The organism is Paracoccus sp. MKU1, from assembly GCF_001447385.1.
Taxonomy (GTDB): domain Bacteria; phylum Pseudomonadota; class Alphaproteobacteria; order Rhodobacterales; family Rhodobacteraceae; genus Paracoccus.
The window spans coordinates 12,510-27,226 of the sequence record NZ_LLWQ01000114.1; the positions used below are offsets into that span (position 1 = coordinate 12,510).

Here is a 14,717-nt window from a genome sequence, read left to right on the forward strand (position 1 = left end):
TCAGACCGTCCGGATGCGCGGGTTGACCAGGACATAAAGCAGGTCAACGATGGTGTTGATGACGACGAAGGCTATCGCCACGGTCAGGGTGACCCCTTGCACGAGGTTCGGTTCGTTGTTGGTCACGCCGTTCAGGATCAGCATGCCCATGCCGTTGATGGTGAAGATGATCTCGATGATGACGGCGCCGCCCAGCAGGTAGCCGACGCGCAGGCCGAGCACGGTGATGGGCGTGATCAGTGCGTTGCGCAGGACGTTGCGGCCGACCACGACACGCCGGGGGATGCCCGCGCCGAGCGCGGTGCGGACATAGTCGCGGTCCAGTTCCTCGACGACCGAGGTACGGACCACGCGCGACAATTGCCCGATCACCGGCACGGCCAGCGCGACGGCGGGCAACAGCATCCGCAGGAACCAGCCGACCGGGTCGTCGGTCAGCGCGGGCAGCCGCCCGGCGGTCGGCAGCAGCGAGATCACCCCGACCTTGCGGCCCAGAAGCTGGATCAGCAGGATCGCCAGCCAGAAGGACGGCGTCGAAAGCGAGGCAATGGAGATCAGGCGGATCAGCTGGTCGGGCCAGCGGCCGCGATGGATGGCGGCAAGAACGCCCAATGCCAGCGAACAGGCGACCGCGAACAGCAGGCCGAGGAAGGTCAGTTGAAGCGTGATCGGAAAGGCGCGGGCCACCTCGTCATAGACCGGAAGCTGCCGGGCGGAATAGCTGCCGAAATCCAGCCGCGCCAATCCCGAAAGGAAGGCGATGTAACGCTGGGGCAACGGATCGTCGAGGCCGTGCGCCTCGCGATATGCCTGCCGGGCCTCGACCGAGGCGCCCTCGCCCAGGGCGGTGATCGCCGGGTCGATCCTGGAAAAGGACATGATGAAGAAGACAAGGAACGTGATCCCGAGGATCATGACCGGCAACTGCGCGAGGCGGCGTCCGATCAGGGTTAGCACCTTCGACATGGGTCCGTGGCTCGCTTTCTGGAGGACATGGGCAGTCGCAACCGCGAAGGGATCGGTCATCCTTCGTCGCCTTGCGGGCCGGCAGGGAAGGAATTTCCGGGGCGCGGGCGCGCGCCCCGGTCTTCGGGCTATTGCCTGACACCGACGTCCAGGAAGGACAGGCCGGTGGTCGGAACCGGGGCAAAGCCCTCGAGTTGCTCGGCGTCCCAGGCGGTCGGCAACTGGCGGTGGAACAGCGGATAGAGCGGAACCTGTTCGGACAGGAGGTCGAAGGCCTCGTTCCACTTGGCCTGCTGTTCTTCGCCCGAAAGCTGCTGCGCCGCCGCCAGGGTTTCGGTCAGCGTCTTGTATTCGGCGCTGCCCGCCCAACGATAGCGGTCCTTCGGCCAGACGTTGTCGCCATACCACCATTGCATCAGGATGTCGGGGTCGTTGCCGAACACCGACGGATCGCCCGGCGCGATCATCACCTGCATCTCGCCGGCATCGACCTTGGTGTACTGGCCGCCGGACTGGCCGATATCGAGCGTGGTGTTGAAGCCCACCTGATCCAGCGAGTCCTTGATGATCGGTGCCACGTCCTTGACCCAGCCGTGGTCCGTGCTCATCAGCTTGATGTCAAGCTTGGGCGTGCCCGCCTCGGTCAGGAGCGCCTTGGCCTTTTCGGGATCGTAGGCATAGACGGTCGAAGCCCGGTGATAGTTCGGATGCGTTTCCGGCAGGAACGAGGTCGCCGCCGTCGCATTGCCCAGCATCCCCGTGCCGATGATCTTGTCCATGTCCAGCGCGTAAAGGAACGCCTGACGAACGCGCACGTCGTCGAAGGGCTCGGCCGAGGTGTTGAACATTGCGAACAGCAGCCCGAAGGACTGGGCCTTTTCCAGCGTCGCCACCGCGGAAACGGTATCGGCGTCGATATAGGGCACGTCCTCGATCGCCATTACGGTCCCGGAACTGAGCGCGTTGACGCGCGCGGTCGGGTCGGCGATCAGGTTCCAGACCATGGCCTTGGCCAGGGCGGGGCGCGGGCCGTTATAGGCGTCGAATCGCTCGAACTCGATCTGCGCCTCGGGCACGGCCGAGATCAGCCTGTAGGGGCCGGAACCGATCGGCAGCTTGCCGAACGCCTCGGCATCCGCCTCGACCGCGGCGCGGGGCACAATCTTCACCGAGCCCAGCCGCTCGTTGAAGAGCGAGAACGGAAACTTCGTGGTGATCCTGACCGTGTCGGGGGACACGGCCTCGACCGTGTCGATGAACAGGACGAACGACCGGAAAAGCGACTGCGATTCGGGGTCCTGCACCCGGGCGAAGGAATAGACGACGTCATCGGCCGTCACCGGCGTGCCGTCGTGGAAGGTCGCGCCCTCGCGCAGCTTGATCGTGTAGGTCAGCCCGTCCTCGCTGACCGGCATTTCCGCCGCAAGCGCCGCGTAGGGCTCGCGGGTGACCGGGTCGAGATCGACGAGCCCCTCGAACAGGTGCCAGTTGACCGCCTGCGTCACCGCACCCGAAGCATTCAGCGGATCCAAGGTTCCCGACAGCCCATAGGCGATGGCCGCCTGGATGGTCGCTTCGGGATCCACCGCAGCCTCTTGGGCGGCAAGCCTGCCGATCCCCAGCAACGATGTCGAGACCAAGGCCCCTGCCGCAAGGCAAAGCGCGCGGCGCGACAGTGCAAGTCCTCCGTTATGCATGGCTCCTCCCAAAGCTTGACATAAGACGTCTGATGTCTCTTTAATGGAACAGAGGGCGTTTGGCAACCCTCTGTCAAACATGGCATGAAAGACCGGCGGCGATGCGACCGCCCGCAGTGCATACCGGACGCATGAGGAGAAAGCGCGGCATGGATTCGACCAGAGACCCCGATATCGGCGAGTCCCGTATGCGCCGTTCCACCACCGCGGAAGAGATCAAGCGGCTGATCCTGAAAAACGGTCTGCGCCCCGGGGATGCGATCCCGACCGAGCCGGAATTATGCGAAAAGCTTGGCGTCTCCCGATCTTCGGTCCGAGAGGCGATCCGCGCGCTTGCCACGCTTGACATCGTCGAGGTGCGCCACGGGCACGGCACCGTCGTCGGCGAAATGCGTTTGAAGCCGCTGGTCGAAACCCTGGTCTTCCGGGGCGTGTTGTCGGCGGGCGACGAACTTGCGGCGCTGCGCGAGGTCGTGGAACTGCGCCTTGCATTGGACCTGGCGCTGGCGGACCAGGTGATCGAACAGCATCGCGGCAAAAGCAGTCCGGTGCTTGCAAATCTGGTCCAGCAGATGCTGACCCATGCCGAGGCGGGCCGGTCATTTCTGGCCGAGGATCGCCGGTTCCACACCGAGCTTCTGGCGCCGATCGGCAACCAGCTTGCCGGTCAACTCGTCGCGGCCTTTTGGGACATCCATTCGGCCGTGCTGCCCCGGCTTGGCCTGGCCTTGCCCGCCGACATCCTGCTGACGGCCAAGGCTCATGGCGATATCCTTGCGGCTGCCGAGAGCGGCGATACCCAAGCCTATCGGGCCGCCATCATCGCCCATTACGAGCCGTTGCTGCGTATGCTGTCATCCACGGGCAAGGGTCACGGCGCGGAACAAACGCAAGCCTAGCTGTTCATTCCCGGCTTTGGTGAACGGATCACCTGCAGCGGGTTTGCGATGACGACCCGCGCCACGAAAGGGGTCAGAAGCCTGACGATGACCGCAGTATTGCCCGTCGCCTCCAGAACGACCTCGTCATCCGGACGCAGGGCCTGCCCGAAAGCCACCACCGCGTCATGATCAAGATCGATCCTGACATCTGTCGTGCTTCCATCCTCAAGGATCGCAACCTGCGCGAAGCTTCGATGAACATCCATTCCTATGGATCGCATGCAAAATCCTCCCTGTTGCCGATGGAGGAGTGCGCGGGCTGTGCGACATCTACGGATACGCGCTCACAGCGCAGACGGGATAGTCGCAGGGGCGGCCAGATAACAACGCGAGCTCGCAGCTCAAAGTCAATTCGGCCTGCCCGCTTCACTGTCAAGACGGCCGCGCAACAGTCCCGGGCGATGCTCTTTCCGCACCCGCAACCTGCTCGTGAGTCAGCGAACTCAACTGGTCAACGCGCTTCGCGGCCATCTTGCCGAACACGGCGTCATCTTGGGCAAGGGCACCGGCCACGAGCGGAAGCATGAACCCGACAACACCTGACAACGGGGGCTGACTGATCAGCGCCCATCACGGAAGCAGCCTGCTGAGGATGGTCAGCTCCGCTGAAATCCGATGAAATCGGACACCTCGCGAGCCGTCTCGACCAGCATCGGGGCGACTTCGTCGACCCGCTCGCCAAGCCGCGCTTCGGGACCGAGCAGAGACAGACAGCCGACGACCGCGCCTCCCGCGCCGAAGATCGGGGCGCCAAGCGCCAGGGCGCCCGGAACCGCTTCGCCGCGGCTGATCGAATAGCCGCGGGCGCGGATCTCGTCGAGCTGCTTGCGCAACTCCTCTGGCGTCAGGGTCTGCTCGGTGAAACTTTCCATCCCCGAGGCCACGACGCTGTCGAACAGCTCTCGATCCGCAAAGGCCAGAATGGCCTTGGAGGAACCGATATAAAGCGGCCGCGGCCGGCCGATCACGGTATGGACCCGGACGGCGTGGTGGGTCTCGGCCTTGGCGATGCAATAGGTCTGCCGGCCCGACAACAGTCGGAATTGCGCCGTTTCCTGCGTCCGGTCGCGCAGCGAATCCAGATAGGGCTGGATCAACGCGGCGATGTTCAGCTGCGCCGCCGCTGCATTGCCGATAAGCAGCGCCTCGACCCCCAGAGACCAGCGCTCGGTCTTGTCGCGCACCACCAGGTTGCGCGCCTCCAGAGTTGCGAGCAACCGCAGGGTACGCGACTTGTTCAGGCCCAGCCGGCTCTGGATTTCCGTCAGGGTCAGATGCGGATTCTCGGAGACGAACATCAGCACGCGCAGGCAGGCATCCGCCGCCTCGACCACGTAGCGCTGCCTGCTGTCAGCCAGTTCTGCTCGCATACCGCCCTGGTCCTTTCCTCAGATGGCCGCGATGAAATCGCGCAAAACGTTAGTAATCTGCCCACGAAGGCTGGAAAAGCCCGGTTCTTTCTTCTCGAAACGCGCCTCGTCCATGTAGAGGCTGCGGTTCAGCTCGATCTGGATGGCGTGCCGTCCCCGTGCCGGATCGGAAAAGCGCCGGATCAGTTGCCCGCCCTTGTACGGCCAGTTGATCGTGGTTTTCAGCCCCTGTGCCTCGAACAGCCCGGCCAGCAGGCGGGTCAGCTCCGGGGCGGCGGTCGTGCCGTCGCAGTCCGAGACGACGATATCCGGCCGCTGCCCGCCCGGGTCGTCGTTCATCGCATTGCCGCGCGATTTCATCGAATGGCAATCGAGATGCACCACCCGGCCGAACGCCGCATGGGTATCGTCCACCAACCCGCCGAGCGCGGCGTAATAGGGGTCGTAGCAGGTCTCGATGCGACGCAGCACCTCGGCGGCCGGCAGCGGCGCGGCATAGACCGGAACGCCCGGCAGCGCCAGGCGGCGCAGCAGACCCATGCCCACGGCACTCTTATTGCCCGGCCGGGTCTCGAAAGGCAGCGCGCCGGCCACCAGCGCCGGGTCGATGTCGTCGCGGGTCCGGTTCAGATCCAGATAGAAGCGCGGGAAGCGCGCCACCAGCATGGCCGCGCCCAGAGAAGGCGCCGCACCGAAAAGCTCGTCCACCCAGGCATCCCAGGAGGTCAGCAGCTCCGCCTCGGCCGCGATGGGCGCGAAGCCGGCGGGATAGGCCCGCCAGCTATGCGGGGAATCGAGGATCACGGGAACGCGCCGCCCCTCGACGGCCGGTTTGATGGTGAACGGGGCAAGTGTGTCGGTATCGTGAATCATGGATTGGTCCGGGAAGTCGAGTGAAGGAAACAGGCCGCCTCATGCCCGGCCCGCAGCGCCGCCAACGCCGGGTGATGGGCACGGCAGACCTCCATGGCCTGCCGGCAGCGCGGGTTGAAATAACAGCCCTGCGGCGGGTCGAGCGGCGAGGGAACCTCGCCCGCCAGCGGCGCGTGCCGGCGCGCGCGGTTCTTCAGCGACGGGTTCTGCGTCATCAGCGCCCGCGTATAAGGGTGCTCGGGATGAGCAAACAGCTCGGCCGCCGGCGCCGCCTCGACGATCTCGCCCAGATACATGATGGCGACGCGGTCGCTCAGATGGCGCACCACCGACAGATCGTGGCTGATGAACACATAGGTCAACCCGAACTTTTCCCGCAGCTCCATGAACAGGTTGATGACCTGCGCCTGGATCGAGACGTCCAGCGCCGCAACGCTTTCATCACAGATCAGCAGCTTGGGCTGCATCGCCAGGGCACGGGCGATGCCGATGCGCTGGCGCTGCCCGCCCGAGAACTGGTGCGGATAGCGGTCGGCGACATCCGGGCTCATCGACACCGCCTCCAGCACCTCGGCCACCTTGTCGCGCGCCTGCGAGGGCTTGATGCGGCCGTGATAGAGCGGCGCCTCGGTGATGATGTCAAAGATGCGATAGCGCGGATTCATCGCCGCGGCGGCATCCTGAAAGATCATCTGGATGTCCAGCGCCGCCGCCCGCGCCTCGGGCGTGTCGCGGGCGATGACGTCATGGCCGTCCAGCAGCACCCGCCCCGCCGTCGGCCGGGTGATCCCCGCCAGCATCCGCGCCACGGTCGACTTGCCGCAGCCGGATTCGCCGATCAACCCCAGCACCTCGCCGCGCTCGAGCGAGGCGCTGAATTCGCGCACGGCATGGACCGCGGGCGAGGTCGAGTTGCGCAAGCCCAGGGCGCCCAGGCCGCGGGCGATCAGGTCGGGTCGGGTCGAGAAGGTCTTCTTCAGCCCCTTGATCTCAAGAAAGCTCATGGAGGGCTCCTTCGGCAGCATTCGCGGGGTGGAAGCAGCGGAAGCGGGTCTCGGCCGAGACCCGCTCGGGCGGCATGGCGCGGCAGGCTTCGCTGGCGCGGTGGCAACGCGGGCGGAAGGGACAACCCTCGGGAAGATTCAGCAGCGAGGGGGTCATGCCAGGGATCTGGAACAGCGCCGCGCCGCGCGGCTGGCCTTCGGGCAGCGAGCGGATCAGCCCCTCGGTATAGGGGTGATGCGGGCGGTCGAGCACGGCATCGGTCGGCCCTTCCTCGACGATGCGGCCGGCGTACATGACCGCGATGCGGTTCGCGATCTCGGCCGCCACGCCCAGGTCGTGGGTGATCCAGATGAAGCCGGTACCGTGCTCCTCGCACAGCTTTCGGATCAGATAGAGGATCTGCGCCTGGATCGTCACGTCCAGCGCCGTGGTCGGCTCATCGGCGATGATCAGGTCGGGCTTGTTGAGCAGGGCGATGGCGATGGCCACGCGCTGGCGCATACCGCCGGAAAGCTCGTGCGGATAGTTGCGCAGCCGCGCCTCGGGCGCCGGGATGCCGACCTCGCGCAGCGCCTCCAGCGCGCGGCGGCGGGCCTCGACCTTGGACACTTTGCGGTCGTGGATGCGGATGGTCTCGATCATCTGGTCGTCGATGCGCAGCACCGGGTTCAGCGTCATCATCGGGTCCTGGAAGATCATCGCGATGCGATCGCCGCGAATCCGCGCCATCTCGGCATCACTTTTCCCCACCAGATCCTGCCCGTTCAGCAGGATCCTGCCCTCGGTGATCCGGCCCGGCGCGCTGACCAGCCCCAGGATCGAGAAGCCGGCCACGGTCTTGCCCGAGCCGCTTTCACCGACCAGCGCCACGATCTGGCCGCGGCCGACTTGCAGGTCGAGCCCGTCGACAGCGCGGGCCACGCCACCGCGCGTGAAGAAATGCGTCTTCAGCCCGCTGATTTCCAGAAGCTCTCGGGTCATGGTCAGGCCTCCAGCTTGGGGTTGAAGATGTCGCGCAGCCGGTCGCCGACGATGTTGATCGCCAGCAGCAGGATCAGCAGCGCAAGGCCGGGATAGATCGAGATCCAGTATTCCGAGCCCAGCATGAACTCGAAGCCGTTGGCGATCAGCAGGCCCAGCGAGGGCTCGGTCGGCGGCAGGCCGAGGCCGAGGAAGCTCAGCGTCGCCTCCAGCGTGATGGCATGGGCGGTCTGGATGGTCAGGATGACCAGCAGCGGCGGCAGGCAGTTCGGCAGGATATGGCGGAACATGATGCGGGCGGCGCCCAGCCCCTGAGAGCGGGCGGCGGCAACATAGTCCTTGGCCATTTCGGAAAGCGCCACCGACCGCACCGTGCGGGCGTAATAGGCCCATTGCACGGCGATCAGCGCGATCAGCACCTTGTCAATGCCCGATCCCAGAGTCGCCAGCAGCACCAGGGCGATCAAGATCGCCGGAAAGGACAGCTGCAGATCGACGATCCGCATGATGGCCTGATCGACGCGCTTGCCGTGATAGGCCGCGAGCAGTCCGAAGCTTGCGCCGATCAGCGCCCCGATCAGCGCGCTGGACAGGCCGATGCCGATCGAGATGCGCAGCCCGTAGATAATGGCGCTGAGCAGGTCGCGACCCGCCTCGTCGGTGCCCAGCAGATAGGTCATCGAGCCGTCGAATGCCTCGGTTCCGGGGGGCAGCCGGCCGTTGAAGATGGTCACCTGCGACAGGTCATAGGGGTTCTGCGGGGCGATGAGCGGCGCGAAAAGCGCGACGAGCGGCAGCAGGATCAGCACGATCAGCGCAAGGACAGCCACCGGGCTGCGGGCGAACTGGGCGCCGCGATCGCGCAATTGAAGCGAAAACATGGGTCAGCCTTTCTGTGTCCGGTCTCAGTCCTGCACCGAGCCGAGGCGGATGCGCGGATCGAGCGCGACGTAGAGCAGGTCCACGACGAGGTTGATGACGACGAAAAGCAGCGTGACCATCATCAGGTAGGCGACGACGACAGGCCGGTCGAGGCTGAGGATCGAGGTGATGATCAGCCGCCCGATGCCAGGCCAGGCGAAGATGGTCTCGGTGACGACCGAATAGGCAATCAGGTGGCCCAGCTCGATGCCGATGACCGTCACCACCGGGATCATCACGTTCTTGCCGATATGCTTGATATAGAGCCGCGGGCCGCGCACGCCCTTGGCGCGGGCGAACTTGACATAGTCCTGCGAGGCGACCTCGACCGTGCCGGCGCGCGTCAGCCTGGTGATGATGGCCATCTTGGTCAGCGACAGGTTCAGCGCCGGCAGGAACAGGTGGCTCAGCCCGTCCCAGGTCAGGAAGCTCCACTGGATGCCGAAAACCGAAACCGTGTCGCCGCGCCCGGTGGCCGGAAACCAGCCCAGCGTCACCGAGAAGACTAGGATGAACACGATGCCGACCCAGAAGCTTGGCAGCGAGAAGCCGAAGATCGAGCCGCCCATGATCAGCCGCGACAGGTAGCTTTTCGGCCGTAGCCCGGCATAGAGCCCGGCGGGCAGCCCGACGCTCAGCGCGATCACGAAGGCCGCCGCCGCCAGTTCCAGCGTCGCGGGCAACCGCTCCATGATCACGTCGAAGACCGGACGGTTGAAGACGAAGCTGTGCCCGAAATCGCCGTGCAGCGCGTTGGAGACAAAGATCCAGAACTGCGTCCAGATCGGCTGGTCGAGGCCGAGATGGCGCCGCGCCTCCTCGATCTGGGCCTGGTTGGCCGAGGGATCGACCAGCAGATAGACCGGGTCGCCGATTAGGTTGAGGCCGAAGAACACGATGACCATCATGGCCAGGATGATCATGGCGGCGGTCAGGATGCGTCGGATGAGGTATTCTGTCACTGGCGAAGTCCTCGCTGGCTGGGCAAATCGCGGGCCGGGCGCGATGGGGCACCCGGCAAGCGTGCCTTACTTCTGCGCGGTGATGTTCGAGGCGCGGGTGAAGACATCGGTGCGCGGCGTGACCGTCAGCCCCTCGCGCGCCGCCCAGACGCCCGACAGGAAATGCACCGGCACGATCGCCACCTCGTCGAGCGCCCGGGTCTCGGCCGCCTTCAGCAGCTCCTCGCGCTTCGCCGGATCGTTCTCGACCACAGCCTCGTTCGCCAGCCGGTCCACCTCGGGGTCCGAGAACCGGCCGCGGTTGTTGGCGCCGGTGCCGGCCTCCTCGTCATAGGTCATCGCCAGGGCCGACAGCGCGGCATCGGCCACGCCATTGGCGGCGCCGAAGCCGACCAGGAAGAAGGCGAATTCCGGCTCGCCGTTCGGGCCGCCATTGCTGGCGCGGCCGAAGAAGGTCGAGCCGGGCAGCGTCTGCACCTGCGTCTTGATGCCGCCCGCCGACAGAAGCTGGCCCATCGCCTGGCAGACCTTGGCGTCGTTCATGTAGCGGTCCGAGGTGCAGTGGATGGTCAGGTTGAACCCTTCGGGATAGCCCGCCTCGGCCAGAAGGGCGCGCGCCTTCTGCGGATCGTAGGCCGGCGGGGTCAGTTCGGGGAAATGCCCGACCATGCCCTCGGGGACAAACTGGCCGGCCGGGGTGGCGAGCCCGTCCATGATCCGGTCCGAGATCAGCTCGCGGTTCAGCATCAGCGACACGGCCTGCCGGACCCGGACATCGAGGAACGGGTTGGGAATCGGCGCCCCGCTCTGGTCGGTGACATACCGGTTCTTTTCCGCATGCTGATTCAGCGCGACGTAGTTCAGCATGTAGGAGGTGCCGGAAAACACCTGCATCCCGGGCTCGCTCTTCAGCCGGGCGACCAGCGTCGGCGCCACCTCGTCGATGACGTCCACGTCGCCCGAAAGCAGCGCCGCCACGCGCGTGCTGTCATTGGCGATGAAGCGATAGGTCAGCTTCTCGAACTCCGGCGCGCCGCCCCAATAGGCGTCGTTCGCCTCCAGCGTGACATGATCGCCCGGCACCCATTCGACCCATTTATAGGGCCCGGTGCCCACAGCCGCCTTGCCCGACAGGAAATCCTGCTCGGCCGCATCCTTCGCGGCCGCGCTGGAAACGATGCCAAAGGTCGTCAGATTGTTGATCAGGATGGCCGAGGGCTGGGTGGTGTGGATGCGGAAGGTCAGATCGTCGACGATCTCGACCGCCTTCACATCGTTCAGATAGGTGGCGAAGGTGCGCGACGCCTTCAGCGTCTTCGCCCGCTCGATCGAGAATTTCACGTCCTCGGTGGTCAGCGGCTTGCCGTCGTGGAAGGTGACGCCCGGACGCAGATGGAACTGATAGACGGTCGGCTCGACCAGTTCCCATGTCTCGACCAGCCCCGGCACCGGCTGCTGGGCATTGTCGGTGCCGAACAGCGGCTCATAGACCTGCCCGCCGATATTGCGGTTCGGGCCGAACAACACATGCGGGTCGGCCGAGGAGATCTCGGCCTTGATGCCGATGTCCAGGTCCTCGGCCCAGGCACCGCCGGCAAGAAGGGCCAGCGCGGCCGCGCCGCAGCACAGCGTCGATTTCAGCGTCATCATTTCCTCCCGTTTTATTCATCAAAATTCAGTTTTATTTTATTGCAGAGATCGCAGGATCGTGCAACAGAAATGTCGCTACCCGAGGAGGACGAGGATGCTGACCCCTGTTGAAACTGCGGTTCTGAAGCAAGCGGACACGGATCTTGGCTGGTCCCTGATCGAGATATTCTCGCGCCAGTTCCGCTGCTTGCCCGACGAGGTCCGGCAGGGCGCCGAGCAGTTGCGCGCCCATCTGCTGGAGGCCGTGCTCGACCCCGCCATGCATCAGGCCGAGATCTATCTGGGCATCCCGATCTCGGCCCGGGTCCGGGTGGCAGGGCAGGTGATTCCGGCCAAGGCCTCGGCGCTTTCCCCCCTGGCCGCCATCACCGCGCCGGCGCTGCACCTGCCGTCCCGCAACGGCGTCGGCCGCCTGCATAGCGGCGATCCGGCGGTGCTGTTCGACTTCGGAACCGAACCGGTCGAAGCGGTGCTGACCAGGGTCAGGGGCCGCATCGTCGTGACGGACGGGCTGTCGAACCCTGCCCGCACCCGCCTACTGGAGGATCTCGGTGCCCTGGGGGTTATCGTCGTGAACCCCGGAGACCGCTCGCATTGGGGCACGAACTCGCTGATCTGGGGTAACCCGGACGACCGCACCATGGCGGAACTGCCGCGCATCGCCTCCATCGCGGTGCCGCATGCGGCGGGCCCGGCATTGCTGGCTGCCTCTGCCGCTGGCGAGCCGGTGACGCTCGAGGCCGAGATGCTGCATGGCTGGCACGAGCAGCCCGTCCTGACCGTCGACGTGCATCCGGCAGGTGGACCAAGCGCGGATTTCGTGCTGCTCCACAGCCATTACGACAGTTGGGAGGTCGGCGTCGGCGACAATGCCACCGGCAATGCCGTGCTGCTCGAAGTGGCGCGGCTGCTGAGCCGGAACCGCCAGCATCTTACCCGCACCATCCGCTTCGCCTGGTGGCCGGGGCATTCCGCCGGGCGCTACGCCGGCAGCACCTGGTATGCCGACCATTTCGGCCATGCGCTGCACGAGCATTGCGTCGCGCATGTGAATTGCGACAGTCCGGGCTGCCGCGACGCCACCTCCTATGCCTCGATCCGCGGCATGATCGAGGCGGAGCCGCTGGTGGCCGGCGCGATCATGGACCTTTTCGGGCAACCGACCGAGCTGACCTCGCCCGGCCGGGCCGGCGACTATTCCTTCTGCAATCTCGGCATCACCGGCTGCATGCTGACCAGCTCCATGGTGCCCGAGCAGGAACGCCACGCCCGTGGCTGGTATGCGGTCGGGGGCTGCGGCGGCGATCCGGCATGGCATAGCGAATACGACACCATGGAGATCGCCGACCGTGCCGTGCTGGCCAATGACATCCGCCTTTACGCGCTGTTGGCCCTGCGCCTGTCGGCCGCAGGTCGGCTGCCGCTGGATTATCGCCGTGCCATGGCAAGGCTTACGCCGCATCTTGCCGCCCTTTCGCACAACGCAACCAAGAATCTGGGACATGATTTCGGGCTGGCGCAGGCGCTGGCAAGCGTCGAGACCAGCCTCGGGGCTTATTACCGGTCAGACAGCGATCCCGCGGCATGGAATCGCGGCCTCATGGTCCTATCGCGCGAGATCGTGCGGCTGGGCTATGCCGCAAGCGGCATTCACGACCAGGATCCCGCCCGGCCGGCCGGACCGCTACCCCTCGCCGAAGGGCTGCTAGAGCAGGATGCCGGCGCCACGCCTGCATGTCGGACCCGCCTTCTCCGGGCGACACAGGACGCCATCCATCGCCTGAGATTGATCGCCGAAGCGGCCCGCCTGAAGAACACGATTGCTGGGGATGATTGCACCTGAAACGCTTCGGCTTATGGTTCAGGCTCTACCACCAGCGCACATCCCCTGCATCCGGCCCACCATAGTCGATGCTGCTCACCACCGCAGGATCAACGTCCTGCCTTTCTCGTATTCTCCAGCCCTGCCCCGCTCTTTCCCTTTGAACACTTCACCGGTCGCAACAGGCTTCCGCCCCTCGCCAGCGGTGTTTCCACCATATCGATGTTGACAAAGGGAAAAGCATGGCCTGAAGTGAATAAACCCAGCAACCTTCGCTTATGGATGCACGCATAAGATATAGGGATCTGCCGGTTGCATTATTGTTTGCCAGAGAAGCTCGATGATGAAATTCCCACGCGATCATGACAATAAGCCAGCCGCTTGGAGATTAAGCGGAAAGCGCCCGGAAAAGGTTTGGGAGCGATTTTCTCCCAGCTACGAAACGCAGCTTGAACGCATGGTGAAGCTACTGGAAAAAAAGAGGTTTTCAGTTGAAATTCGCGGCGCAGGAAGCGAGGATGGGGAATATATCAGCGCCATCCGACAATCACCGTATCGTAGTATATTTCGAATGCTGGAGGATCCGAGGGAAGCTCTTTTCATATCCGAAATGGATGATAATGAGCTAGAAGATTGGCTGGAAAAGGGCGATCATTAGCTGGTTGCTGAAGCAGTCGACCCTCGACCTGGTTTGCGGAACATGATTCACCCTTTGCGCGGCAACGGCGGGGGTGATGATGCGCGGGACGGACAAGGCGAGCGGATCGCTGTTCAGCTATGTCGACTTGGAGGCACGTATCCCCGCGCGGCATCCACTGCGCAAGATCCGGCAGGTGGTGAACGGCGCGCTGCCGGATCGCGAGCCCGTGACTGTGGCCGCCTGGCTGCGACGTCATCCGCAGATCGAGATTGTCGCGCGGGATCGGAATGGCGGGTAGAGCCCGCTCGTCACATATTCGGGTAGTTGGGCCCGTCGCCGCCCTGCGGGGTTGTCCAGTTGATGTTCTGGCTGGGGTCCTTGATGTCGCAGGTCTTGCAATGGACGCAGTTCTGGAAGTTGATCTGGAACTTCGGCCCCACAGGCCCCTCCAGCACCTCGTAGACCCCGGCCGGGCAGTAGCGCTGCGCGGGTTCCGCATAGAGCGGCAGGTTCACCGAAATCGGGATCGCGGGGTCCTTCAGCTTCAGGTGGCAGGGCTGGCTTTCCTCGTGGTTGGTGAAGGAAAACGCCACGTTGGTCAGCCGGTCGAAGCTGAGCTTGCCGTCGGGCTTCGGGTAGTCGATGGGCTGGAAATCCGCGGCCTTGCCGGTGGCCTCGGCGTCGGTCTTGCCGTGCTTCCAGGTGCCCAAGGGGTTCCAGCCGGTGAGGTTCGCCACCCACATGTCGAAGCCTCCCAGCGCCAGCGAGGCCCAGAGCCCCAGCTTCGACCAGAGTGGCTTGACGTTGCGCACCGGCTTCAGGTCGCGGGCGATGGGGCCGGAGCGCAGGTCGGCCTCGTAATCGGTCAGCTCGTCGCCCGCGCGGCCCG

General features: G+C 65.0%; 13 protein-coding genes and 3 pseudogenes. 5 read left to right on the forward strand and 11 right to left on the reverse strand.

The genetic code is table 11. The features are described 5' to 3' along the window. On the reverse strand, nucleotides 1-1,026 hold the full coding sequence (locus AQY21_RS07390) for an ABC transporter permease (RefSeq protein ID WP_203416433.1): 1,026 nt from the start codon (nucleotides 1,024-1,026) through the stop codon (nucleotides 1-3). 68 nt (nucleotides 1,027-1,094) lie between these two features. Beyond that, nucleotides 1,095-2,663, reverse strand: a complete 1,569-nt coding sequence (locus AQY21_RS07395) for an ABC transporter substrate-binding protein (RefSeq protein WP_082658020.1) — start codon at nucleotides 2,661-2,663, stop codon at nucleotides 1,095-1,097. Nucleotides 2,664-2,812: 149 nt separating this feature from the next. Here AQY21_RS07395 and AQY21_RS07400 point away from each other — a divergent pair, with 149 nt between their 5' ends. Further along, nucleotides 2,813-3,562 (forward strand): FadR/GntR family transcriptional regulator, encoded by a 750-nt coding sequence (locus AQY21_RS07400; protein WP_203416435.1) that lies wholly within the window; start codon nucleotides 2,813-2,815, stop codon nucleotides 3,560-3,562. A 29-nt stretch (nucleotides 3,563-3,591) separates the two neighbouring features. Here the strand turns inward: AQY21_RS07400 and AQY21_RS07405 are convergent. Further along, nucleotides 3,592-3,810, reverse strand: a pseudogene (locus AQY21_RS07405) (IS110 family transposase); the annotation flags it as partial. Nucleotides 3,811-4,012: 202 nt separating this feature from the next. On the opposite strand from AQY21_RS07405, the pseudogene AQY21_RS29675 reads away from it, so the two are divergent. Then, a pseudogene (locus AQY21_RS29675) lies at nucleotides 4,013-4,108 on the forward strand (IS110 family transposase); the annotation flags it as partial. A 92-nt stretch (nucleotides 4,109-4,200) separates the two neighbouring features. Here AQY21_RS29675 and AQY21_RS07410 read toward each other — a convergent pair. The 7 genes from AQY21_RS07410 to AQY21_RS07440 all read right to left on the reverse strand — a co-directional run bounded on the left by AQY21_RS07410 (nucleotide 4,201) and on the right by AQY21_RS07440 (nucleotide 11,363). Continuing rightward, entirely contained in the window at nucleotides 4,201-4,974 is a 774-nt protein-coding gene (locus AQY21_RS07410; RefSeq protein ID WP_058097082.1) for an IclR family transcriptional regulator, read from the reverse strand. A gap of 18 nt (nucleotides 4,975-4,992) precedes the next feature. Next, nucleotides 4,993-5,847 (reverse strand): N-formylglutamate amidohydrolase, encoded by an 855-nt coding sequence (locus AQY21_RS07415; RefSeq protein WP_058097083.1) that lies wholly within the window; start codon nucleotides 5,845-5,847, stop codon nucleotides 4,993-4,995. Further along, the gene (locus AQY21_RS07420; RefSeq protein ID WP_058097084.1) at nucleotides 5,844-6,851 is read right to left on the reverse strand and encodes an ABC transporter ATP-binding protein; all 1,008 of its coding nucleotides are present in this window, start codon (nucleotides 6,849-6,851) and stop codon (nucleotides 5,844-5,846) included. Before AQY21_RS07420 ends, AQY21_RS07415 begins: the two co-directional genes overlap by 4 nt. Continuing rightward, on the reverse strand, nucleotides 6,838-7,833 hold the full coding sequence (locus tag AQY21_RS07425; RefSeq protein ID WP_058097085.1) for an ABC transporter ATP-binding protein: 996 nt from the start codon (nucleotides 7,831-7,833) through the stop codon (nucleotides 6,838-6,840). Before AQY21_RS07425 ends, AQY21_RS07420 begins: the two co-directional genes overlap by 14 nt. 2 nt (nucleotides 7,834-7,835) lie before the next feature. Next, nucleotides 7,836-8,714: an ABC transporter permease gene (locus AQY21_RS07430; protein WP_058097086.1), complete on the reverse strand. Its 879-nt coding sequence runs from the start codon at nucleotides 8,712-8,714 to the stop codon at nucleotides 7,836-7,838. A 24-nt stretch (nucleotides 8,715-8,738) separates the two neighbouring features. Then, on the reverse strand, nucleotides 8,739-9,716 hold the full coding sequence (locus AQY21_RS07435; RefSeq protein WP_058097087.1) for an ABC transporter permease: 978 nt from the start codon (nucleotides 9,714-9,716) through the stop codon (nucleotides 8,739-8,741). Nucleotides 9,717-9,782: 66 nt separating this feature from the next. Beyond that, nucleotides 9,783-11,363: an ABC transporter substrate-binding protein gene (locus AQY21_RS07440; RefSeq protein ID WP_065169906.1), complete on the reverse strand. Its 1,581-nt coding sequence runs from the start codon at nucleotides 11,361-11,363 to the stop codon at nucleotides 9,783-9,785. A 97-nt stretch (nucleotides 11,364-11,460) separates the two neighbouring features. On the opposite strand from AQY21_RS07440, the gene AQY21_RS07445 reads away from it, so the two are divergent. The 3 genes and pseudogenes from AQY21_RS07445 to AQY21_RS28565 form a co-directional block, all read left to right on the forward strand. Then, nucleotides 11,461-13,209 carry a M28 family peptidase gene (locus AQY21_RS07445; RefSeq protein WP_058097089.1) on the forward strand — a complete coding sequence of 583 codons (1,749 nt, stop codon included), beginning with the start codon at nucleotides 11,461-11,463 and terminating at the stop codon, nucleotides 13,207-13,209. 322 nt (nucleotides 13,210-13,531) lie between these two features. Then, entirely contained in the window at nucleotides 13,532-13,846 is a 315-nt protein-coding gene (locus tag AQY21_RS28560; RefSeq protein WP_152988152.1) for a hypothetical protein, read from the forward strand. A gap of 79 nt (nucleotides 13,847-13,925) precedes the next feature. Next, nucleotides 13,926-14,039: pseudogene (locus AQY21_RS28565) on the forward strand (IS5/IS1182 family transposase); the annotation flags it as partial. A gap of 97 nt (nucleotides 14,040-14,136) precedes the next feature. Here AQY21_RS28565 and AQY21_RS07455 read toward each other — a convergent pair. Beyond that, on the reverse strand, nucleotides 14,137-14,717 hold a 581-nt coding region (locus AQY21_RS07455; RefSeq protein WP_203416437.1), incomplete at its 5' end, for a 4Fe-4S dicluster domain-containing protein.